The organism is Streptomyces achromogenes (assembly GCF_030816715.1).
GTDB lineage: Bacteria > Actinomycetota > Actinomycetes > Streptomycetales > Streptomycetaceae > Streptomyces > Streptomyces achromogenes_A.
In genome coordinates this window covers 5,565,950-5,587,134 of sequence record NZ_JAUSYH010000001.1, presented here as the reverse complement: position 1 = coordinate 5,587,134, position 21,185 = coordinate 5,565,950, and the positions used below count along the sequence as shown (strand labels likewise).

Annotated in this window: 19 protein-coding genes; 12 read left to right on the top strand and 7 right to left on the bottom strand. The window is 71.5% G+C overall.

Going from position 1 to position 21,185, the window contains the following annotated elements; genetic code table 11:
• Nucleotides 1–118: 118 nt before the first annotated feature.
• A complete protein-coding gene (gene glpX / locus QF032_RS25280) occupies nt 119–1,153 on the top strand; it encodes a class II fructose-bisphosphatase (protein ID WP_307045604.1) in 1,035 nt (344 codons plus the stop codon).
• A gap of 69 nt (nt 1,154–1,222) precedes the next feature.
• On the opposite strand, the gene QF032_RS25275 is transcribed toward glpX, so the two are convergent.
• Both QF032_RS25275 and QF032_RS25270 read right to left on the bottom strand, forming a co-directional pair.
• The gene (locus QF032_RS25275) at nt 1,223–1,600 is read right to left on the bottom strand and encodes a WhiB family transcriptional regulator (protein WP_307045603.1); all 378 of its coding nucleotides are present in this window, start codon (nt 1,598–1,600) and stop codon (nt 1,223–1,225) included.
• Nucleotides 1,601–1,726: 126 nt separating this feature from the next.
• Entirely contained in the window at nt 1,727–2,413 is a 687-nt protein-coding gene (locus QF032_RS25270; protein ID WP_373430378.1) for a DUF1707 SHOCT-like domain-containing protein, read from the bottom strand.
• A 168-nt stretch (nt 2,414–2,581) separates the two neighbouring features.
• Between QF032_RS25270 and QF032_RS25265 the strand changes: the two genes are divergently transcribed.
• The 4 genes from QF032_RS25265 (at nt 2,582) to QF032_RS25250 (ending at nt 8,944) form a co-directional block, all read left to right on the top strand.
• Entirely contained in the window at nt 2,582–4,249 is a 1,668-nt protein-coding gene (locus tag QF032_RS25265) for a fumarate hydratase (protein ID WP_307057591.1), read from the top strand.
• Between the two features lie 115 nt (nt 4,250–4,364).
• Entirely contained in the window at nt 4,365–5,750 is a 1,386-nt protein-coding gene (locus QF032_RS25260; protein ID WP_306949512.1) for a class II fumarate hydratase, read from the top strand.
• Between the two features lie 73 nt (nt 5,751–5,823).
• Nucleotides 5,824–6,516: a cytidylyl-2-hydroxypropylphosphonate hydrolase gene (gene fomD, locus QF032_RS25255; RefSeq protein ID WP_307045599.1), complete on the top strand. Its 693-nt coding sequence runs from the start codon at nt 5,824–5,826 to the stop codon at nt 6,514–6,516.
• 316 nt (nt 6,517–6,832) lie between these two features.
• A complete protein-coding gene (locus QF032_RS25250) occupies nt 6,833–8,944 on the top strand; it encodes an ATP-binding SpoIIE family protein phosphatase (protein WP_307057589.1) in 2,112 nt (703 codons plus the stop codon).
• 108 nt (nt 8,945–9,052) lie between these two features.
• On the opposite strand, the gene QF032_RS25245 is transcribed toward QF032_RS25250, so the two are convergent.
• Nucleotides 9,053–11,470, bottom strand: a complete 2,418-nt coding sequence (locus QF032_RS25245; protein WP_307057587.1) for a transglycosylase domain-containing protein — start codon at nt 11,468–11,470, stop codon at nt 9,053–9,055.
• A gap of 278 nt (nt 11,471–11,748) precedes the next feature.
• Between QF032_RS25245 and QF032_RS25240 the strand changes: the two genes are divergently transcribed.
• From QF032_RS25240 to QF032_RS25220, 5 genes are all read left to right on the top strand, one after another.
• Entirely contained in the window at nt 11,749–12,711 is a 963-nt protein-coding gene (locus tag QF032_RS25240; protein WP_307045595.1) for an SPFH domain-containing protein, read from the top strand.
• Nucleotides 12,708–13,037 (top strand): hypothetical protein, encoded by a 330-nt coding sequence (locus QF032_RS25235; protein WP_307045594.1) that lies wholly within the window; start codon nt 12,708–12,710, stop codon nt 13,035–13,037. Before QF032_RS25240 ends, QF032_RS25235 begins: the two co-directional genes overlap by 4 nt.
• Before the next feature lie 148 nt (nt 13,038–13,185).
• Nucleotides 13,186–13,710 carry a PadR family transcriptional regulator gene (locus QF032_RS25230; protein WP_307045593.1) on the top strand — a complete coding sequence of 175 codons (525 nt, stop codon included), beginning with the start codon at nt 13,186–13,188 and terminating at the stop codon, nt 13,708–13,710.
• Nucleotides 13,707–14,396 carry an ABC transporter ATP-binding protein gene (locus QF032_RS25225; RefSeq protein ID WP_307057584.1) on the top strand — a complete coding sequence of 230 codons (690 nt, stop codon included), beginning with the start codon at nt 13,707–13,709 and terminating at the stop codon, nt 14,394–14,396. The genes QF032_RS25230 and QF032_RS25225 overlap by 4 nt, the downstream gene beginning before the upstream one ends.
• Complete coding sequence (locus tag QF032_RS25220; RefSeq protein WP_307057583.1) at nt 14,393–16,738, top strand: ABC transporter permease; 2,346 nt, start codon at nt 14,393–14,395, stop codon at nt 16,736–16,738. Before QF032_RS25225 ends, QF032_RS25220 begins: the two co-directional genes overlap by 4 nt.
• Nucleotides 16,739–16,810: 72 nt before the next feature.
• Here QF032_RS25220 and QF032_RS25215 read toward each other — a convergent pair whose 3' ends face one another.
• The 4 genes from QF032_RS25215 to QF032_RS25200 all read right to left on the bottom strand — a co-directional run bounded on the left by QF032_RS25215 (nt 16,811) and on the right by QF032_RS25200 (nt 19,761).
• Entirely contained in the window at nt 16,811–17,239 is a 429-nt protein-coding gene (locus tag QF032_RS25215) for a hypothetical protein (protein WP_028806553.1), read from the bottom strand.
• A gap of 4 nt (nt 17,240–17,243) precedes the next feature.
• Nucleotides 17,244–17,669, bottom strand: a complete 426-nt coding sequence (locus QF032_RS25210) for a roadblock/LC7 domain-containing protein (protein ID WP_307057580.1) — start codon at nt 17,667–17,669, stop codon at nt 17,244–17,246.
• Between the two features lie 104 nt (nt 17,670–17,773).
• Nucleotides 17,774–18,664 carry a MarR family transcriptional regulator gene (locus tag QF032_RS25205; RefSeq protein ID WP_307045588.1) on the bottom strand — a complete coding sequence of 297 codons (891 nt, stop codon included), beginning with the start codon at nt 18,662–18,664 and terminating at the stop codon, nt 17,774–17,776.
• Nucleotides 18,665–18,843: 179 nt separating this feature from the next.
• Nucleotides 18,844–19,761 carry a hydrogen peroxide-inducible genes activator gene (locus QF032_RS25200; protein ID WP_307060364.1) on the bottom strand — a complete coding sequence of 306 codons (918 nt, stop codon included), beginning with the start codon at nt 19,759–19,761 and terminating at the stop codon, nt 18,844–18,846.
• A gap of 319 nt (nt 19,762–20,080) precedes the next feature.
• Between QF032_RS25200 and QF032_RS25195 the strand changes: the two genes are divergently transcribed.
• Both QF032_RS25195 and QF032_RS25190 read left to right on the top strand, forming a co-directional pair.
• Nucleotides 20,081–20,635 carry a peroxiredoxin gene (locus tag QF032_RS25195; RefSeq protein WP_057584435.1) on the top strand — a complete coding sequence of 185 codons (555 nt, stop codon included), beginning with the start codon at nt 20,081–20,083 and terminating at the stop codon, nt 20,633–20,635.
• Between the two features lie 6 nt (nt 20,636–20,641).
• Entirely contained in the window at nt 20,642–21,178 is a 537-nt protein-coding gene (locus QF032_RS25190) for an alkyl hydroperoxide reductase (protein WP_306949524.1), read from the top strand.
• Nucleotides 21,179–21,185: the final 7 nt, after the last annotated feature.

Genomic DNA, 21,185 nt, shown 5'->3' with positions numbered 1-21,185 from the left:
GCAGGTGCCCGGCGCGCTCATCCGTGGGGTCCCCTGCTCATTTTGTCGGACTGACGATAGAGTCGGGGATCGAACCCTCATCCGGCCGTCGTCGTATCAGTCAGAAAGGTGCGCTCCGATGACCGAGCATCATCACTTGCCGTCCGAACTCGATGTCCCCTCCGAGGCCCCGGACCGCAACCTCGCCCTGGAGCTCGTCCGGGTGACCGAAGCGGCCGCGATGGCCGCCGGCCGCTGGGTGGGACGCGGGGACAAGAACGGCGCCGACGGCGCCGCGGTGCGCGCGATGCGGACCCTCGTCTCCACCGTGTCGATGAACGGCGTGGTCGTCATCGGCGAGGGCGAGAAGGACGAAGCCCCGATGCTCTTCAACGGCGAGCGCGTCGGCGACCAGACCGGTCCCGAGGTCGACATCGCGGTCGACCCCATCGACGGCACCACGCTGACCGCGAAGGGCATGCCGAACGCGATCGCCGTCCTCGCCGCCACCGAACGCGGCGCGATGTTCGACCCGTCCGCCGTGTTCTACATGGACAAGCTGGTCACCGGCCCCGAGGCCGCCGAGTTCGTCGATATCGACGCGCCCGTCGAGGTCAACATCCGCCGGGTCGCCAAGGCCAAGCGGGCCACGCCGGAGGACGTCACCGTCGTCATCCTGGACCGGCCGCGGCACGAGGGCATCATCGAGGAGATCCGGGCGACCGGGGCGCGCATCAAGCTGATCTCCGACGGCGACGTGGCCGGCTCGATCCTCGCGCTGCGCGAGGGCACCGGCGTCGACCTGCTGCTCGGCATCGGCGGCACCCCCGAGGGCATCATCTCGGCCTGCGCCGTGAAGTGCCTGGGCGGCGTCATCCAGGGCAAGCTGTGGCCCAAGGACGACGAGGAGCGGCAGCGGGCGATCGACGCCGGGCACGACCTCGACCGGGTGCTGACCACCGAGGACCTGGTGACCGGCGAGAACGTGTTCTTCGTCGCCACCGGCATCACCGACGGCGAACTGCTGCGGGGCGTCCGGTACCGCTCGGAGACCGCGACCACCGACTCGATCGTGATGCGGTCGAAGTCCGGGACGGTCCGGCGGATCGACTCCGAGCACCGGCTGAGCAAGCTGCGGGCCTACAGCGCGGTCGACTTCGACCGGGCCAAGTAGGCCCCCGGCCCGGCGGGGCCGGAAAGCAGCCGAGGAGGGCGCCCCCGGTGCGGAGGGGGCGCCCTTCGTTCATCCCGCCTGGGCTATGCGGTCCGCCCCGCGCACCGTCTTCTGCAGTTCCACGTCACGGCGGCGCCGCCGGGCGAGGACCACCCGGCGCTCGGCGGCGGTCAGACCGCCCCAGACGCCGTAGGGCTCGGGCTGCAGCAGCGCGTGCTCGCGGCACTCGACCATGACGGGACAACGCGCGCACACCCGTTTCGCGGCTTCCTCCCGGGAGAGGCGGGCGGCCGTGGGCTCCTTGGAGGGCGCGAAGAACAGGCCCGCCTCGTCGCGCCGGCACACCGCGTCGGTGTGCCAGGGGTCGTCCTGGTCCCTGTCGCGCCCTGGCACCCGCCGGGCCGGGACGGCGGCGACCTGCAGGGGCGAATGCGGCGGTTGCAGCACGGGTCTTCTCCTGACGACGGCTTCGCGAGCGAGAGACGATGCAGCAGGCCTACCCGCTGTGCGCGTGCCTATGCACTGAGTTCCGGACCACCGCCGCCGGGGACCGCCCGCGCCGTCCGACGACCGTCAACGGTCCAGATGTCTGCGCAGACTCCGGTCCACCTTGTCGTGGACCCGGTCGAGGATGTCCGCCACGAGCTTGCCCCGCTTCGGCCGTCCCTCGATGTTGCCCAGCACCGCCCAGCCGTCGACGTACACCACCGGGGCGTCGGGCTGCGGGGAGTCGAGCGCGTCCACCTCGAAGTTGCCGAGGACAGCGCCGCCGGTGCCGCGCAGCGAGACGTTCTCCGGGACGCGGACCTCCACGTTGCCGAAGACCGAGAACGCCTTGATCACCACCTGCTGGTACTCGAAGAGCGCCTCGGTGAGGTCGATCTCGACGGTGCCGAAGACGGCGTACGCGTGGATGCGGCGGCCGGCGCGCCAGCGGCCCCGGCGGACGGCGCTGCTGAAGACCGCGACCACGTTGTCGTCGGGGTCGGCGGGGATCGCGCCCGCCGCCGGCCGGTCGGGGGCGGCGGCGGGCGCGGCGCGCCGCTCGTGGGCGGCGGGCAGGTCCCGGACGAACGCCTGCAGCTCGCCGACCGTCTTGGCGGCCAGCACGCCCTCGACGCGTTCGGCGTGCTCGTCGGCGGTCAGCCGGCCCTCCGCGAGGGCCTCGCGGAGCATGTCGGCGATACGGTCCCGGTCGGCGTCCGAGGCGCGCAGCGCGGCGGCCGGCATGGCGGCGGCGGTCTGCTTCTGAAGGTCCACGACAGCAGCGTACCGACACACGATAGATCGCGATACCCCCGGCCGCCGCCGGGCCCGCGACGGCCACTGAGCCCTACCTCACAGGCTCGCCGTCGGGGGCAGGTCCTACGCTGGTGGGCGCCCGCCAATGGAGGCGGTCGCCGTCTGTCGAGTGAGGAATGGGCACCGATGCCTGAGTTCGCGTACACCGATCTGCTCCCCCAGGGAGAGGACACCACCCCGTACCGGCTGGTGACCTCCGAAGGTGTCTCCACCTTCGAGGCCGACGGGCGGACCTTCCTCAAGGTGGAGCCGGAGGCGCTGCGCAAGCTCGCCGCCGAGGCGATCCACGACATCCAGCACTACCTGCGTCCCGCGCACCTCGCGCAGCTGCGCCGGATCATCGACGACCCCGAGGCCTCCGCCAACGACAAGTTCGTCGCGCTGGACCTGCTGAAGAACGCGAACATCGCGGCCGCCGGCGTGCTGCCGATGTGCCAGGACACCGGCACCGCGATCGTCATGGGCAAGCGCGGGCAGAACGTCCTCACCGAGGGCGGCGACGAGGCGGCGCTGAGCCGCGGCATCTACGACGCCTACCTGAACCTCAACCTGCGCTATTCGCAGATGGCTCCGCTCACCATGTGGGAGGAGAAGAACACCGGCTCCAACCTCCCGGCCCAGATCGAGCTGTACGCGACCGACGGCGGCGCCTACAAGTTCCTGTTCATGGCCAAGGGCGGCGGCTCCGCCAACAAGAGCTTCCTCTACCAGGAGACCAAGGCCGTCCTGAACGAGGCCTCCATGATGAAGTTCCTGGAGGAGAAGATCCGTTCGCTGGGCACGGCCGCCTGCCCGCCGTACCACCTGGCGATCGTCGTCGGCGGCACCTCCGCCGAGTACGCGCTGAAGACCGCCAAGTACGCCTCCGCGCACTACCTGGACGAGATCCCGGCCGAGGGCTCCGCGCTCGGCCACGGCTTCCGGGACAAGGAGCTGGAGGAGAAGGTCTTCGAGCTGACGCAGCGCATCGGCATCGGCGCGCAGTTCGGCGGCAAGTACTTCTGCCACGACGTGCGGGTGGTCCGTCTGCCGCGGCACGGCGCCTCCTGCCCCGTCGCGATCGCCGTGTCCTGCTCGGCCGACCGCCAGGCCGTCGCGAAGATCACCGCCGAGGGCGTCTTCCTCGAGCAGCTCGAGACCGACCCGGCGCGGTTCCTGCCCGACACCACGGACGAGCACCTGGACGACGCCGGTGACGTCGTGCGGATCGACCTGAACCAGCCGATGGACGCCATCCTGGCCGAGCTGACGAAGCATCCGGTGAAGACCCGCCTGTCGCTGTCCGGTCCGCTGGTGGTGGCCCGCGACATCGCGCACGCCAAGATCAAGGAGCGGCTGGACGCGGGCGAGGAGATGCCCCAGTACCTCAAGGACCACCCGGTGTACTACGCCGGTCCCGCGAAGACCCCCGAGGGGTACGCGTCCGGCTCGTTCGGCCCGACCACGGCCGGCCGCATGGACTCCTACGTCGAGCAGTTCCAGGCGGCGGGCGGCTCCAAGGTGATGCTGGCCAAGGGCAACCGCTCGCAGCAGGTCACCGACGCCTGCGGCAGCCACGGCGGTTTCTACCTCGGCTCGATCGGCGGCCCGGCCGCACGCCTCGCGCAGGACTGCATCAAGAAGGTCGAGGTCGTCGAGTACGAGGAGCTCGGCATGGAGGCCGTCTGGAAGATCGAGGTCGAGGACTTCCCGGCGTTCGTCGTCGTCGACGACAAGGGCAACGACTTCTTCAAGGACCCCGCCCCCTCGCCGACGTTCACGTCGATCCCGGTACGGGGGCCGGGGCTGGGCTGACGGCGCGGCGTACCGGCGCACGGACGCACCGGTACGCCTCCGCCCGTTCCCGGCGCGGTGGCCCGAACGGCCCCGTGCCAGGAACAAGCGGGGCGCCCCGCACGCTGTACCGGTCATGAGCGACTACCGCATCGAGCACGACTCCATGGGCGAGGTCCGGGTGCCCGCCGAGGCCAAGTGGCGGGCGCAGACCCAGCGTGCCGTCGAGAACTTCCCCGTCTCCGGGCAGCGCCTCGAGCGGGCGCACATCGAGGCGCTCGCCCGGATCAAGGGGGCGGCGGCGAAGGTCAACGCCGGGCTCGGGGTGCTCGACAAGGACATCGCCGAGGCGATCCAGGAGGCGGCCCGCGAGGTGGCCGAAGGGAAGTGGGACGAGCACTTCCCCGTGGACGTGTTCCAGACGGGCTCCGGCACCTCGTCCAACATGAACGCCAACGAGGTGCTCGCCACCCTGGCCGGCGAGCGGCTGGGCCGCGAGGTGCACCCCAACGACCACGTCAACGCCTCGCAGTCCTCCAACGACGTCTTCCCGTCCTCGATCCACATCGCCGCCACCGCCGCCGTCACGCGTGATCTGATCCCCGCCCTGGAGCACCTGGCCGACGCTCTCGGCCGCAAGGCGGAGGAGTTCGCCGACGTCGTGAAGTCGGGGCGGACCCATCTCATGGACGCCACGCCCGTGACCCTCGGCCAGGAGTTCGGCGGGTACGCCGCCCAGGTGCGGTACGGCGTCGAGCGGCTCACCGCCTCCCTCCCCCGGCTCGCCGAGCTCCCGCTGGGCGGCACGGCCGTCGGCACCGGCATCAACACGCCGCCCGGTTTCTCCGCCGCCGTCATCGAGGAGGTCGCCCGGAGCACCGGGCTGCCGCTGACCGAGGCGCGCGACCACTTCGAGGCCCAGGGCGCGCGGGACGGGATCGTCGAGACCAGCGGGCAGCTGCGGACCGTCGCGGTGGGCCTCACGAAGATCGCCAACGATCTGCGGTGGATGGCCTCCGGGCCGCGCACCGGACTGGCCGAGATCAGCCTCCCCGATCTCCAGCCCGGGTCCTCGATCATGCCCGGCAAGGTCAACCCGGTGATCCCGGAGGCCGTCCTCATGGTCGCCGCGCAGGTCGTCGGCAACGACGCGACGGTGGCCACATCGGGCGCGGCGGGCAATTTCGAGCTGAACGTCATGCTGCCGGTGATCGCGAAGAACGTGCTGGAGTCGATCCGGCTGCTCGCCAACGTTTCGCGGCTGCTCGCCGACCGCACCGTCGACGGGATCGTCGCCCACCGCGAACGCGCCCGCGAGTACGCCGAGTCCTCGCCCTCCGTCGTCACCCCGCTGAACAAGTACATCGGGTACGAGGAGGCCGCGAAGGTGGCCAAGAAGGCACTGGCGGAGCGCAGGACGATCCGCGAGACGGTCCTCGCGGCCGGCTACGTGGAACGCGGCGACCTGACGGTCCAGCAGCTCGACGAGGCCCTGGATGTCCTGCGGATGACACGCCCGTGACCTTTCGCGCCCCGGCGTGAGAACCGTGTCACGCGCCGCAGCGTCATATGGCCATGGCACCTAATATCTCCGCATGGCAGAAGGTGAAGCGGTGAGACGCGTGGGAACGGGCGATGCGGCGGCCTTCTGGGCGCCCGGGGACCGGATCCTGTGGCGCTACCGGGAGAACGGCGGCGCGGGCTTCCACATCGCCCGTCCGGTCACCGTGGTGCGCGACGACGCGGAGGTGCTGGCGGTCTGGCTCGCGCCGGGCACCGAGTGCGTCAAGCCGGTGCTCGCGGACGGCACACCGCCGCACCGGGAGCCGCTGCGCACCCGCTACACCAAGCCGCGCACGGTGCAGCGCGACCGCTGGTTCGGCACCGGGGTGCTGAAGCTGGCCCGGCCGGGCGAGCCCTGGTCGGTGTGGCTCTTCTGGGAGCCGGGCTGGCAGTTCAAGAACTGGTACGTCAACCTGGAGGAACCGCTTGTCCGTTGGGACGGCGGAGTGGACTCCGAGGACCACTTTCTGGACATCTGCGTCTACCCCGATCACAGTTGGGGGTGGCGCGACGAGGACGAGTTCGCGCAGGCCCAGCAGGACGGACTGATGGACCGGACGGTCGCCGAACAGGTGCTCCTGGCGGGCCGCAGGGCGCTGGAAACGATCCGCGCCTGGGGGCCGCCGTTCGACGAGGGCTGGCAGCATTGGCGCCCGGACCCGTCCTGGGCCGTACCGTTGCTGCCGGAGGACTGGGACCGTACGCCCGCGCACATGTCCACATGAGACCCTTGATGCGCCCCCGGGCAACAAACGTAGGATCGTCCTCCGCAAGGCACGCTGGCAGTAACTCCCGGAGCAGTCGCCGGGTCTGACCGAACGTCACCGAGGGGCGGCAGGACGTGAGCGAGGGGTACGAGGGCAACACCGGCGGCACGCTCGGCGTCGGCCACCCGGGCCGTGAGCGGTCCACGGGTGACACAGGAACAACCTCTGACCACGCGGGAATTCCGTTCCGGGGGCACGTATTCCGGGTATCGGGTTTCCTGCGGGACCAACTGCGTGCGCGGCGCGCAGCCCCGGACGGACGGATTCGACACGCGTGACGGAGCAGCCCACCTCCTACGAACGCCCCCAGGGCGTCGACCCCACGGACCCCCGTGGGGCACTCCTGCATACTCCGGCCTCCGCGCCGGGCCCGTCCGCCTTACCGCCCGACGCCTCGGGTACGACGACGTGCGGCAAGGGCGGAAAGGGCGACATGGGCGGCCAGGGAGCCACGGGCAAGGACGCGGCCGGCGCGGAGGCGGGTGCGGGCGCCGAGCACTCCCAGCCTTCGGCGACCGCGGAGTCGGACACGCACCGGCCGCGCCCGGCGCCCGAGTCCATCCCGGCCCAGCCGGGCGGTGACGGACACCAGGAACGCGGTCCCGGCGGGCAGGAGCGGCGCGCCGGCGTCGGGGTGACGCCCGGCCGGCCCACGCCCATGCGGCGGGAGGGCGACCGGCTGCGGTTCGTGGGCGCCGCCACCCGGCGGATCGCGCGCGGTCTGGACCTGGACGAGATCGTGATGGGGCTGTGCCGGGCCACCGTGCCGACCTTCTCCGACGCGATCCTCGTCTATCTGCGCGACCCGCTGCCGGTCGGCGACGAGCGGCCCGCGGCGGACCGCATCATGCTGCGGCTGCGCCGTACCGACCGGATCCCGGAGGAGCGGGACACGGAGACCGGTTTCGCGGCGCTGGCCCTGCCGCTCCCGGAGCCGGCGGAGCTGACCGCGGAGCTGTCGGCCTCGGTCGGCGACATGTGCGAGGTGCGGCCCGGCGGAGCGCTCGCGGAGGTGCTGCGCGGGGTGCGTCCGGTGTTCGCCGACCATCCGGCCGCACGCGCCGCGCTGCCGGAACTCCTGGGCACGGACAGCACCTTGGCGGTGCCGGGCGGTCAGCGGGCCATCCTGGCCCCGCTGCGGGGCCGTCGCCGGGTGATCGGGGCCGCGGTGTTCCTGCGCCGTCCGGAGCGCATCCCGTTCGAGACCGACGACCTGCTGGTGGCCGCCCAGCTCGCCACCCACAGCGCCCTGGGCATCGACAAGGCGGTGCTGTACGACCGTGAGGCGTACATCGCCGACGAGCTGCAGCGCACGATGCTGCCGGAGACCCTGCCGCGTCCCACGGGCGTGCGGCTGGCCTCCCGGTATCTGCCGGCGGCGGAGACCGCGCGGGTCGGCGGCGACTGGTACGACGCGATCCCGCTGCCCGGCAGCCGGGTGGCGCTGGTGGTGGGCGACGTCATGGGCCACTCCATGACGTCGGCGGCCATCATGGGTCAGCTGCGCACCACGGCGCAGACCCTCGCCGGTCTCGACCTGCCGCCGCAGGAGGTCCTGCACCACCTCGACGAGCAGGCCCAGCGGCTGGGCACCGACCGTATGGCGACCTGTCTGTACGCCGTCTACGACCCGGTCGCGCACCGCATCACCATCGCCAACGCCGGCCATCCGCCGCCCATCCTGCTGCATCTGGGCGGCCGGGCGGAGGTGCTGCGGGTTCCGCCGGGCGCGCCGATCGGCGTCGGCGGGGTCGACTTCGAGGCGGTGGAGCTGGACGCGCCGGCCGGAGCGACGCTGCTGCTGTACACCGACGGCCTGGTGGAGTCCCGGCTGCGGGACGTGGCGACGGGCATAGAGCAGCTGCGGGAGAAGCTCGCGGCCACCGCGCAGCTCACCGGGCCCGACCACCCGCCGCCGCTGGAGGCGCTGTGCGACGAGGTGCTCGACATGCTCGGCCCGGGTGACCGGGACGACGACATCGCGCTGCTCGCCGCCCGCTTCGACGGGATCGCGCCGAGCGATGTGGCGTACTGGCTGCTGGAGCCGGAGGACGCGGCGCCGGGCCGGGCCCGTCGGCTGGCCCGGCGGGCGCTGTCCCGGTGGGGTCTCGAGGACATGTCCGACTCGGTGGAGCTGCTGGTCAGCGAGGTCGTCACCAATGCGGTGCGGTACGCCTCGCGGCCGGTGACGCTGCGGCTGCTGCGCACCGACGTGCTGCGCTGCGAGGTCGGGGACGATGTGCCGCAACTGCCGCGGCTGCGGCAGGCGCGGGCGACCGACGAGGGCGGTCGCGGTCTCTACCTGGTCAACCGGCTGGCCCGGCGCTGGGGTGCGACACGGCTCAGCACCGGCAAGGTCGTCTGGTTCGAGCTGAACCGGGGGTAGGCGGCGGAGGGCCTCTCGCCCGGCGGAGAGGGTCCGCCGCGGTGTGACGACGAGAGGGGCGCCCGGAGATCTCCGGGCGCCCCTCTGTGCTGTTCCCGCGCTGGCGCGCTACTGGCCCAGGAGCGGGTTCGCGGGATCCCCGTCTCCGGGCGGTTCGTCCGGCTTCGGCGACGGGGACGTGGACGTGGACGGCGACGTGCTCGGCTTCGGCGACGAGGACGGGGACGTGGACGGCGACGTGCTCGGCTTCGGCGACGAAGACGGCGACGTGGACGGCTTCGGCGACGAGGACGGCGACGTGGACGGCGACGGCGAGGCCGACGGGGACGGCGACGCCGTGCGGACCGCCGCGCCCTGGTCGGTCTCCAGGTCGAACTTGGAGACCTTGGTGGAGACGCCGAAGGTGTACGTCGCCCAGATCTGCGCGGGGAAGCCACCGCCGTTGATCCGGCCCTCGGTCGTGGTCAGGCCAGTCGTCGCGCCGGTCAGCGGTACCTGCGCGTGGGTCTTGGCGTCCTCGCCGAACAGGCCGACGGAGGTCACCAGGTCGGGGGTGTAGCCGGTGAACCAGGCGGACTTGTTGTTGTCGGAGGTTCCCGTCTTGCCGGCCACCTTCTGGCCCTTGCGCAGCGGGTTGTCGCGCACGGACTTCTTGGCGGTGCCGTCGTCGACCACGCCGGTGAGGACCGAGGTGACGGAGTCGGCGGCCTCCCTGTCGATCACCTGGCCGCCGACGGCCTTGGCGAGCCGGAACGACGGGTGGGCGCTGTTCTGCGCCGACTTGATGATCGCCGGGGTGACCTTCTTGCCGTGGTTGTCGAGGGTGGCGTAGACACCGGCCATCTGCAGGGGGCTCGCGCTCATGGTGCCCAGGGTCTGGGCCGGTACGGCCTTCAGGTCCTTGGTGTCCATGCCGAGGTTGCCGGCGACCTTCAGCACCTCGGGCATGCCGACGTCGACGCCCATCTGCGCGAAGACGGAGTTGATCGACTGGTTCAGCGCCGTCTGGACGGTGACGTCGCCGTAGTCCTGGTCGTCCTCGTTCTCCGGCGCGAAGCCGATGTCGCTGCCGACGACGGGGCGCTTGCTGGTGCCGTCGTAGATGGTGTCGGCGGTGATCTGCTCGCCCTTCTGCGTCTTGGCCTTCTCGTCGAAGGCCGCGGCGAGGATCACCGGCTTGAAGGTGGAGGCGGGCTGGTAGTCGGTGCGGGTGGCGTTGTTGACGAAGTGTTCGGTGTAGCCCACGCCGCCGTACATCGCCTCGACCGCGCCCGTCTTCGGGTTCACGGACACCGCGCCGGCCTGGACGTTGCCGTCGACCTTGCGCTTCTTCTTGTCGAGCTTGCTGGTCAGCTGCTCCTTGACCGTCTCTTCGAGCTTCTTCTGCTTGGCCTTGTCGATGTTCAGCTCGATGTTCCAGCCACCCTTCCTGACCAGGGCGTTGGCCGACTCGAGATCGTCGGCGGCGCCCTGGGCCACGAGCTGGCGGGCCAGTTCGGCGTTGGCCGCGTCGACCAGATAGCCGACCTGGCCCTCCTTGCCGGGGGCGGCCTTGGGCTGCTTGGGCACCGGGAACGTCATGGCTGCGCGGTCGGACTTCTTCAGCCAGTCCTGCTCGACCATGTTGTCCAGGACGTAGTTCCAGCGGGCTTTGACCAGCCGCTGGCCCGTGGCGGAGGCGGAAGACCAGTCGTACTGGCTGGGGGCCTGCAGCAGGGCGGCGAGGTAGGCGCCCTGCTGGACGCTCAGTTTGTCGGCGTCGACGCCGTAGTAGGCCTGGGCGGCGGCCTGGATGCCGTAGGCGCCGCGGCCGTAGTAGCTGGTGTTCATGTAGCCGGCCAGGATGTAGTCCTTGGACTCCTCCCGGTCCAGCTTGAGGGAGATGACCAGTTCCTTCAGCTTGCGGGTGACGGTCTGTTCCTGGCTCAGGTAGTAGTTCTTGACGTACTGCTGGGTGATCGTCGAACCGCCCTGCGCACCCTTGCCCATGAGCGTGTTGAGAACGCCGCGGGCGGTGCCCTTCAGGTCGACGCCGGCGTCGGTGTAAAAGGTCTTGTTCTCTGCGGCGACGAAGGTGTGCTGGACGGGCTTGGGCACCGAGGCGAGGTCGACGTTCTCCCGGTTGACCGTGCCGTCGCGGGCGAGGATCGCGCCGTTGCCGTACTTGTAGACGTTGCTCTGCAGGTCGGCGTCGGGGTTGCCCTTGGGGATCGGCGTGCTCATGTACAGCCAGAGGAAGGCGCCGATCACGGCGACGGCCAGACCGAGGAACGTGCCCAGTATCTTCTTCCAGGTGAAGATCCGGCGTATGAGGCTCTTGTCCTTCTTGCCGGCCTTCCCCCTGCCGCCCTTGGCGCTCTTCTTGGCGCCTCTGCGGGCGGCGGCGCGACCGCCGGTCGCGGCCCCGGTCCCGCCGGTGGCCGAGGGGGCGGGGGGCGCCACCGACTCCGTCTCCGTCGAGCGGTTCCTGGGCGCCGCGCGGCGGCCACCGCGCTGTCGCGCTCGTCTCTCTTCCGCTCGTCCCATGAGTCCGCTCGCTCCGCTTCCTACTCGGCAGTCACACCAGTGCCCGGGGCAGGGCCAGGTCAGCTCAGAAAGCTAACACCGCTCTCTGTGGCGACGCGCTCCCCATCCGGCCTTCGCAGGGCGTGAGAATGCGCACCCCGCACGACGGAACCCGGAGAACATCCCCATCGATTCGACGTGCGAGACGGGCACAGGGTTGCCATCCCGGGGTAAAGTGATATCACTTAGCTAGACAGCCGATCGCTGAATCAGCTGCTGACGAGAGACGGGGGACCACCATGTCCGCACACGACCCTTCGGCCACCGCCGAGCACACCCACGCCGTCGACACCGCCGACGCGCCCGACATGCCCGCCCCGCGCGTGCACGAGTTCCCCGCGCACAGCGTGGGGGGCGGGGTCGCGCTGCTTCTCGGCCTGCTCGGTCTGCTGGCCGGCGGCGGGTTGATCGCCGCGGGCGCCGTGATGACCGCGGCCGGCCCCAAGGCCGCGCTGATCGTCACGGGCGTACTGGTCGCCCTCGCCGCGTTCCTCGCCATGTGCGGGCTGAACACGGTGGCGCCGGGCGAGGCCCGCGTGGTGCAGCTCTTCGGCCGCTACCGCGGCACCATCCGCGAGGACGGGCTGCGCTGGGTGAACCCGTTCACCTCGCGCGAGAAGATCTCCACCCGGGTCCGTAACCACGAGACGGCCGTGCTCAAGGTCAACGACGCCTACGGCAACCCGATCGAGCTCGCCGCGGTCGTGGTGTGGAACGTGAAGGACACCGCGCAGGCCTCCTTCGAGGTGGACGACTTCCTGGAGTTCGTCTCCACCCAGACCGAGGCGGCCGTACGGCACATCGCCATCGAGTACCCCTACGACTCGCACGACGAGAACGGGCTCTCGCTGCGCGGCAACGCCGAGGAGATCACCGAGAAGCTGGCCGTGGAGCTCCACGCCCGCGTGGAGGCGGCCGGCGTGCGGATCATCGAGTCCCGCTTCACCCACCTCGCGTACGCTCCCGAGATCGCCTCGGCCATGCTCCAGCGCCAGCAGGCGGGCGCGGTGGTCGCGGCCCGGCGGGAGATCGTCGACGGTGCGGTGGGGATGGTCGAGGCCGCGCTCGGCCGGATCGCCGAGCAGGGCATCGTGGAACTGGACGAGGAGCGGAAGGCGGCGATGGTGTCCAACCTGATGGTGGTGCTGTGCGGGGACCGAGCGCCCCAGCCGGTGCTGAACACCGGAACGCTCTACCAGTGACCGTCCCCTCCGGGGGGCCGACCCCTCAGGGCCGGCCGCAGCGCAAGCAGGTGCTGCTGCGGCTGGACCCCGCGGTGTACGAGGCGCTGGCCCGGTGGGCCGGGGAGGACCTGCGGTCCGCCAACGCCCAGATCGAGTTCCTGCTGCGGCGGGCGCTGCGGGAGGCGGGGCGCCTGCCCGGCGACACCGGCCCCATGCCCCGCCGCGGCCGGCCCCCCGGCGGACGCCCACCTGGAGGAAACCCGCCCGGAGGAGCCCCGCCCGGAGGAGCCCCGTCCGGGGGGAGTCCGGCGGGCGGGGCCCCGCCCGGGCCGCCGTCGGGCTGAGCACACCGCCCCCGGCCGCCCGAGGGCCCGCGCGGCTGTTGCAGAACGGTGACAACCCGCCTCCCACCTGCACACCCCCACCCCTTGCTGCCACCTGCGCACTCCGCGTATACAGCGCCGGGTATACACCGCATGTACAGTCCTTGACATGTCCATCGGTCACACCCTTCTGGGACTCCTGGAGTCCGGACCCCGCCATGGTTACGACCTGAAGCGGGCCTTCGACGAGAAGTTCGGTCATGACCGGCCGCTGCACTACGGCCAGGTCTATTCGACGATGTCGCGGCTGCTGAAGAACGGCCTGGTCGAGGTCGACGGCATCGAGGCCGGCGGCGGCCCCGAGCGCAAGCGGTACGCGATCACCGACGCCGGGATCACCGACGTCGAGCGATGGCTCGCCACGCCCGAGAAGCCCGAGCCGTACCTCCAGTCCACGCTCTACACGAAGATCGTCCTCGCGCTGCTCACCGGCCGCGACGCCGCCGACATCCTCGACGAGCAGCGTGCGGAGCACCTGCGGAGCATGCGCATCCTGACCGACCGCAAGCGCACGGGCGACCTGGCCGACCAGCTGATCTGCGACCACGCCCTGTTCCACCTCGAGGCCGACCTGCGCTGGCTGGAACTCGCCGCCGCGCGCCTCGACAGACTGAAGGCCACGGTGACCGCATGAACGCCCCCGGGGGATCCCTGCTCGTCGCCGAGAGCCTGCGCAAGGCCTACGGCCCGACGATGGCGCTGGACGGCGCCGAGTTCTCCATCCACCCCGGCGAGGTCGTCGCGGTGATGGGCCCGTCCGGCTCCGGGAAGTCGACCCTGCTGCACTGCCTCGCCGGCATCGTGACGCCCGACTCCGGATCGATCATGTACGACGGCCACGACCTCGCCACGATGAACGACACCCAGCGCAGCCGGCTGCGGCGCTCGGAGTTCGGGTTCGTGTTCCAGTTCGGCCAGCTCGTGCCCGAGCTGACCTGCGTGGAGAACGTGGCGCTGCCGCTGCGGCTGAACGGCACTCCGCGCAAGCAGGCCGAGCGCACCGCCCTGAGCTGGATGGAACGGCTGGAGGTGGACGACCTCGGCAGGAAGCGGCCCGGGGAGGTCTCCGGCGGACAGGGGCAGCGGGTCGCCGTGGCGCGCTCGCTCGTCACCAGCCCCCGCGTGCTGTTCGCCGACGAACCGACCGGCGCGCTGGACTCGCTCAACGGCGAGCGCGTGATGGAGCTGCTCACCGAGGCAGCCCGGACGGCCAACGCGGCCGTCGTCCTCGTCACGCACGAGGCCCGGGTCGCCGCCTACTCGGACCGCGAGATCGTCGTCCGGGACGGTAAGTCGCGGGACATGGAGCGCGTCATATGAGTCTGGGTCAGTGGTCCAGGGATCTGGGCCTGGGGATCCGGTTCGCCTTGTCCGGCGGACGGGAGGGGTGGATCCGGGCCGTCCTGACGGCCGTCGGCGTCGGCCTCGGCGTCGCCGTGCTGCTGCTGACGACGGCGGTGCCGAACGTGATCTCCGTGCGGCACGAACGTGCAGAGGCACGGCTGGACTGGGCGTTCATCGACCCGCCGCCGGCCAGGGCCGACGACACCCTGCTCATCGCGCAGGTCGACACGACGTTCCGCGACAAGGACGTCCGCGGCCGGCTGGTGGAACCGGAGGGGCCGCGCGCGCCGCTGCCGCCCGGCGTGAGCGCGTTCCCGGCCAAGGACGACATGGTGGTCTCGCCCGCCCTGAAGAAGCTGCTCGCCGCGGACGGCTCCGCGCTGCTGCGGGAACGGCTGCCGTACCGCGTCGTCGGGACCATCGGCGAGAGCGGGCTGGTCGGTTCGCAGGAGCTCGCCTACTACGCGGGGGGCTCCGGGCTCGCCTCGCACGTCGAGGGCTACGGGGCGACCCGGATGAAGACGTTCGGCAACCCGCAGCGGACCAGCGAGAAGACGGACCCGGTGCTGCTCCTGCTGATCCTCGTGGTCCTCGTGGTGCTGCTGATGCCCGTCGCCGTGTTCATCGCGGCCGCCGTGCGGTTCGGCGGCGAACGGCGCGACCGCAGGCTCGCCGCACTCCGGCTGATCGGCTCGGACGGCGGGATGACCCGGCGCATCGCCGCCGGCGAGGCGCTGGCAGGCGCGCTGCTCGGCCTGGTGCTCGGCACGGTGTTCTTCCTGATCGGCCGTCAGGCGGCCGGCACGGTCGAAGTGATGGGCGTGAGCGTGTGGCCCAGCTACCTCAACCCGTCCCCCGCCCTGGCCGCGCTGGTCGCGCTGGCGGTGCCCTCTGCCGCGGTGCTGGTCACCCTGTTCGCGCTGCGCGGCGTGGTCATCGAACCCCTCGGCGTGGTCCGCTCGGCGAAGCCGTCGCGGCGCCGGCTGTGGTGGCGGCTGCTGCTGCCGGTGGCCGGCCTCGCGATGCTCTACCCCATGATCGGACAGGGCCGCGGCAACGGCGAGTTCAACGAGTACCTGGTGGTCGGCGGCGTGCTGCTGCTCCTCGTCGGGATCACCGCCCTGCTGCCGTGGCTCGTCGAGAAGGTCGTCGCCCGGCTCGGCGCCGGCGGTGTCGCCTGGCAACTGGCCGTACGAAGGCTCCAGTTGAGCAGCGGTACGGCGGCCCGCATGGTCAACGGCGTCGCGGTCGCGGTGGCCGGGGCCATCGCCCTGCAGATGCTGTTCGCCGGGGTCGAGAGCGACTACACGAAGGCCACGGGCAAGGACGTGCGGCTCGCCCAGATGCAGGTGACCGTGCCGCACGGCCCCTCGCTGGCGAAGAGCGGGCAGGCGTTCGCCGACACCCGGGGCGTCCGCAAGGTCACCCTCCTGGGGGAGGAGTACCTGGGCGACAAGTCCTGGCAGTCGAAGGACGGCCCGGACGTCTCCACCGAGCTGACCGTCGGCGACTGCACGGCCCTGCGTGAGCTGGCGAAGCTGCCGTCGTGCAAGGACGGCGACCTGTTCGTCCTCACCGGCAGCGAGTACTCCACCGAGGGACCGAAGCTGAACGTGCCCGGCAAGAAGCTGTACATGGAGACGGGCGGCTCCTTCCCCGGAAGGGCCACGGAGACCGTCTGGACGGTGCCCGCGGGCGTGCGGCAGGCGCAGTCGATCGAGGACATGACCGGTCAGCGGCGGGGCGGCTTCCTGCTGACGCCGGGCGCGCTGCCCGAGGAGGCCGCGACGAAGCTCCGCGGTCAGCTGTACCTCTCGTTCGACGAGTCGGTGCCGGACGCCTTCGACCGCGCCCGCAACACGGCGGCACGGCTGGACCCGCTGGCCCAGCCGATGAACTGGTCGTCCACCCGGGAGGACGTGAAGTTCTCCTCCATCCGAACCGGCCTGCTCGTCGGGTCCGCGTGTGTGCTGCTGCTGATCGGGGCGAGTCTGCTGGTCTCGCAGCTGGAGCAGTTGCGCGAGCGCAAGAAGCTGCTGTCCGCCCTGGTCGCCTTCGGCACCCGGCGGCGCACGCTGGGTCTGTCGGTGCTGTGGCAGACGGCCGTCCCGATCGCGCTGGGACTGCTGCTGGCCCTGACCGTGGGCCTCACGCTGGGCGCGGTCCTGCTGAAGATGACCAGCACGACGGTCCGCGTCGACTGGGGCAGCGTGCTGGCGATGACCGGCTTCGGCGCGGCGATCGTCGCCCTGGTGACGCTGCTGAGCCTGCCGCCGCTGCTGCGGCTGATGCGGCCGGACGGCCTGCGCACGGAATGACGTGCCGCCCGCGCGCGGCATGACCTGAGAGGACGACGGTCCCTCCCCCGCCCGGGGAGGGACCGTCCGCGCTCACAGCTGGTACTCCCGCACCACCCTCCGCACCTGTGCGAACAGCATGCCGACGTTCACGGACTTGCGGCAGACGACCACCGCGACGACGTCCTGCTGCTCGGTCATCCGCACGAACAGGTGGGTGAGGTTCTCACTGTTGACGAGGATCTCCTGGAAGAAGTGGTTCTCGCTCTGGACCCCGCGCCGCTCCTTGAAGACGTCCTCGATCATCACCACCGTGCGGCCCTGGAACAGGTCGAGCGTCGCTCCCGCCAGCAGGTCCAGGACCTCGGGCGGGTGGTTGTCGACCGTCTCGTAGGACAGCAGCATGCCGGTGGACATGTCGACGACGCCGGAGGCGACGCAGTCGGGGGCATCCGTACGCAGTGACTTGACCAGGCCCATCACCTGGTCGGAGAAACCCGGGGTCATACGCTTCGTCGCCATCCCTTCAGACTCCTTCGGCGGTTTTCACGGTCGTCGCGTCCGCCGCGGTCAGCGCGGTCGTCCGGTCGGTGAGGATCAGGTCGATCCGGCGCAGGGCCGGCTGGGTCGCCCGGTGCAGGCGCTCCACGTCCATGCCCTCGTCGCCGAGGACGACCATCAGCGCGGTGTCTCCGACCGCGTAGAACGCGGCGCAGCCGTGGCTGCCGTAGGCCACCGTGCGGTGCAGGGCGCCGCGGGCGGTCGCCTCGGCGGTGCGGCGGGCGAGGCCGAGGCCGGCCGCGGCGAGGGCTGCCAGGCCCTCGGGGTCGATCGAGTCGGCCGTGTCGGCGGCGATGAGCAGTCCGTCGGCCGCCGCCACCGCCGTGTCGGTGATCCCGGCCACCTGCTCACGCAGGCCGCGCATCTCCCGCGCGAGGGCTTTGTGGTCCATGAGTGCAACTCCCCTGATTCTGATGGCATGTGACCGTCTGTTCTCTGTGGGGGGTTTCCGCGTGCCGTGGGTGCCCGCGTGGCCGTGGGGGTTCAGGCGGGCCGTCATTTCGCCGTCTGGTTGCGCAGGCGGAAGAACTCCTTCCAGCCGGGGCCGTTCCGTTCCGGCGTGAGGGCCTCGTGGATGCCGCTGGCGCCGGGCCTGCGGCGGGGCAGGGCGGTCGCCTCCGGGGCCGGCGGTGGCTGCGGGGCGGGCGGCGCCGGCTCGCGGGGGCGCACCCCGTGTCCGTCGGGCGGCAGCCGGACGGGGATCGGGTGGGGCGACTCCACGCACTCCAAGAGCCCCTCGCCCAGCATCCGGGCCACCTCGACGGTGACGGTGTACACCCCGCGGCCGGTACGGAAGGCGAGGTCGCGGGCGGTGCGCCGGCCGTCCGCGTGGGCGAGCAGCTCGCGCTGCAGGGCGCCGAGGCGGGCCGCGGCCAGGGAGAGCGGCGCGGGCACGGGACGTTCCCGGTCCGGGCGCACGGGGCACGGCATCGCCAGCAGCGCGGCCAGCTTGCGGGAGGCGACCTGGAGCAGCCGGGTGGGCGGTTCGCCGACGGCGACCGAGGCCGGCGGCGGGCCCGTCGCCGGGCCGCGTTCGCAGCCGTCGACGCTGCCCGCGACGACCGCGAACGCGGCGTCCTGGAGGGCCATCGCGCACACCACCCGCAGCTGGGCGGCGCCCGAGTAGCCGTGGGCGATCAGCCCGGCGGCCGGCCAGCGCGCGCCGCCCGACTCGCGCACCAGCGCGGTCCACTCCTCGCCGCCGATCCGGCCGGAGCGCAGCAGCAGCGCCTCGGGGGCGGGCGCGCCCGGCGACTCGACGGCGACGACCAGGCCGCCGTCCAGATGGAAGACGCCGCCGGGCGAGCCGGTCACGCGCAGTTCCCCGGTGTAGCCGTCCCGGCCGCACGCGGCGAGGTCGCGTGCCAGCAGCTCGTAACCCGACATCAGCCCGACATCACTCCCCTGCGGCCTCTCGCACATACGCCTGACGCGTAGCGCCGAGGAGGGAAGGTGTATCAGTCAGGGTGCACGGTCCAGCGGGGGATTTCCGACCTGCCCCCAGCTGACGGAAGTTGTTCTGCGGATGGGCTCAAATCTCGTTGTCAGGCGCTCATTTGACCGATTCACAGACCTCGGTCTTCGCCGCCGAGCACACGGACCGGGAGCGGTCTCAGCGCCTCGCGCAGCGCGCCCGTCAGCTCCTCGTACTCCGCCCCGCGCGCCGCTCCGGTGCGCATCGCGAGGGCGATCCGGCGGGCGGGCGCGGGGGCGGCGAAGGAGCCGGTGAGCAGCCGGGTGCTGCGGCTGGTCTCGACGGTGACGGCGGTGCGCGGCAGCAGCGTGCAGCCCAGGCCGCCGGCGACCAGTTGGACGAGGGTGGACAGGCCGGCGGCCGTGGTGGTCACCGGCGCGTCGCCGCGGCCCGCCTCCCGGCAGATGTCGAGGGCCTGGTCGCGCAGGCAGTGGCCCTCGTCCAGGAGCAGCAGGTTGAGCTCCCTGAGCGCCTCGCGCGCGATGCCCTGCTGTCCGCCGAGCTCATGGCCGAGCGGCGTCACGAGCACGAAGTCCTCGTCGAACAGCGGCAGTTCGCGCACACCGGGGACGCCGAGGGGCACGGCCAGCAGCAGGAGTTCCAGACGGCCGGTGTGCAGGCCGTCGAGGAGACCGGCGGTCTGCTCCTCGTGGACCTGGAGGTCGAGGTGCGGATAGCGCTCGTGGACCAGGTGCAGCACGGTCGGCAGCAGGTAGGGCGCGACGGTCGGGATGACGCCGAGGCGCAGCGTCCCGGTGAAGGGGGCCCGTACCGCCTCGGCCTCCTCCATCAGCGCCTCCATCTCGCCCAGCACCGCCCTGGCCCGGACGACGAGCCGCTCACCGGCCGGCGAGAGCAGGACCTTGCGCGTCGTGCGCTCCAGGAGGGTGACCCCGAGGGACTCCTCCAGGGCCGAGACGGCGCCGGACAGCGCGGGCTGGCTCACGCCGATCGCGGCGGCCGCGTCCCGGAAGTGCAGGTGCTCCGCGACGGCCACGAAGGCCCGCAGCTGGGCCGGGCTGGGCGGCCTCCGCCGGGCGTGTGCGCCTCTGCCGGCGGCCGCCCCGCCGACCGCCGCCCGGCCGACCGCCGCCCGGCCGACTGCCGGCCGACCCGCCGCCACCTCGCCGGCCGGCGCCTCGCCCCGCCGGATTCCGCCGCTCACAGTCCTGGCACCCACATCACTCTCAGTCACTGATAGCTACCTCCGATCAACCCTATCGAGTGTAGCCATTTCCTGAATCAATGCACCCTGTGCCACGATCGACGCCGTCCAACCCACGGGGAGTGTCCGCAATCCGGACATCCCTTCGCTGCAAGGAGAGCGTGTGCTCACTGTCGGTGACAAGTTCCCCGAGTTCGAACTGACCGCCTGCGTCTCGCTGGAGAAGGGTGCGGAGTTCGAACAGATCCACCACAAGTCCTACGAGGGCAAGTGGCTCGTGGTCTTCGCGTGGCCCAAGGACTTCACCTTCGTCTGCCCGACCGAGATCGCCGCGTTCGGCAAGCTGAACGACGAGTTCGCCGACCGTGACGCGCAGATCCTCGGCTTCTCCGGCGACTCCGAGTTCGTCCACCACGCCTGGCGCAAGGACCACCCGGACCTGACCGACCTGCCGTTCCCGATGATGGCCGACTCGCGGCACGAGCTGATGCGCGACCTCGGGATCGAGGGCGAGGACGGCTTCGCCCAGCGCGCCGTGTTCGTCGTCGACCCGAACCGCGAGATCCAGTTCACGATGGTCACCGCGGGCTCCGTGGGCCGTAACCCCAAGGAGGTCCTGCGGGTCCTGGACGCCCTGCAGACCGACGAGCTGTGCCCCTGCAACTGGACCAAGGGCGAGAACACCCTCGACCCGGTCAAGCTGCTGGCCGGGGAGTGAGCTGAGATGTCCCTCGACGCCCTGAAGTCCGCGATACCGGACTACGCCAAGGACCTGAAGCTCAACCTGGGCTCGGTCATCGGCAACTCCGACCTGCCCGCACAGCAGTTGTGGGGCACGGTCCTGGCGACGGCGATCGCCTCCCGCTCCCCGATCGTGCTGCGCGAGCTCGCGCCGGAGGCGAAGGCGAACCTGTCGCCGCAGGCCTACACCGCGGCCCGTTCGGCCGCGGCCGTCATGGCGATGAACAACGTGTTCTACCGCACCCGCCACCTGCTGTCGGACCACGAGTACGGCAACCTGCGGGCCGGCCTGCGGATGAACGTCATCGGCAACCCCGGCGTCGACAAGGTCGACTTCGAGCTGTGGTCGTTCGCCGTCTCCGCGATCAACGGCTGCGGGTTGTGCCTCGACTCCCACGAGCAGGTGCTGCGCAAGGCGGGCGTCGAGCGGGAGGTCGTTCAGGAGGCCTTCAAGATCGCCTCGGTGATCCAGGCGGTCGGCGTGACGCTGGACGCGGAAGCGGTCCTCGCCGACGTCTGAGCCGCAC

What these genes read in the sequence shown, in the direction of transcription:
- glpX (WP_307045604.1), top strand. Translation starts at nt 119, where the DNA reads ATGACCGAGCATCATCACTTGCCGTCCGAACTCGATGTCCCCTCCGAG.
- QF032_RS25265 (WP_307057591.1), top strand. Translation starts at nt 2,582, where the DNA reads ATGCCTGAGTTCGCGTACACCGATCTGCTCCCCCAGGGAGAGGACACC.
- QF032_RS25260 (WP_306949512.1), top strand. Translation starts at nt 4,365, where the DNA reads ATGAGCGACTACCGCATCGAGCACGACTCCATGGGCGAGGTCCGGGTG.
- fomD (WP_307045599.1), top strand. Translation starts at nt 5,824, where the DNA reads ATGGCAGAAGGTGAAGCGGTGAGACGCGTGGGAACGGGCGATGCGGCG.
- QF032_RS25245 (WP_307057587.1), bottom strand. Translation starts at nt 11,470, where the DNA reads ATGGGACGAGCGGAAGAGAGACGAGCGCGACAGCGCGGTGGCCGCCGC.
- QF032_RS25240 (WP_307045595.1), top strand. Translation starts at nt 11,749, where the DNA reads ATGTCCGCACACGACCCTTCGGCCACCGCCGAGCACACCCACGCCGTC.
- QF032_RS25230 (WP_307045593.1), top strand. Translation starts at nt 13,186, where the DNA reads ATGTCCATCGGTCACACCCTTCTGGGACTCCTGGAGTCCGGACCCCGC.
- QF032_RS25225 (WP_307057584.1), top strand. Translation starts at nt 13,707, where the DNA reads ATGAACGCCCCCGGGGGATCCCTGCTCGTCGCCGAGAGCCTGCGCAAG.
- QF032_RS25220 (WP_307057583.1), top strand. Translation starts at nt 14,393, where the DNA reads ATGAGTCTGGGTCAGTGGTCCAGGGATCTGGGCCTGGGGATCCGGTTC.
- QF032_RS25215 (WP_028806553.1), bottom strand. Translation starts at nt 17,239, where the DNA reads ATGGCGACGAAGCGTATGACCCCGGGTTTCTCCGACCAGGTGATGGGC.
- QF032_RS25210 (WP_307057580.1), bottom strand. Translation starts at nt 17,669, where the DNA reads ATGGACCACAAAGCCCTCGCGCGGGAGATGCGCGGCCTGCGTGAGCAG.
- QF032_RS25205 (WP_307045588.1), bottom strand. Translation starts at nt 18,664, where the DNA reads ATGTCGGGTTACGAGCTGCTGGCACGCGACCTCGCCGCGTGCGGCCGG.
- QF032_RS25190 (WP_306949524.1), top strand. Translation starts at nt 20,642, where the DNA reads ATGTCCCTCGACGCCCTGAAGTCCGCGATACCGGACTACGCCAAGGAC.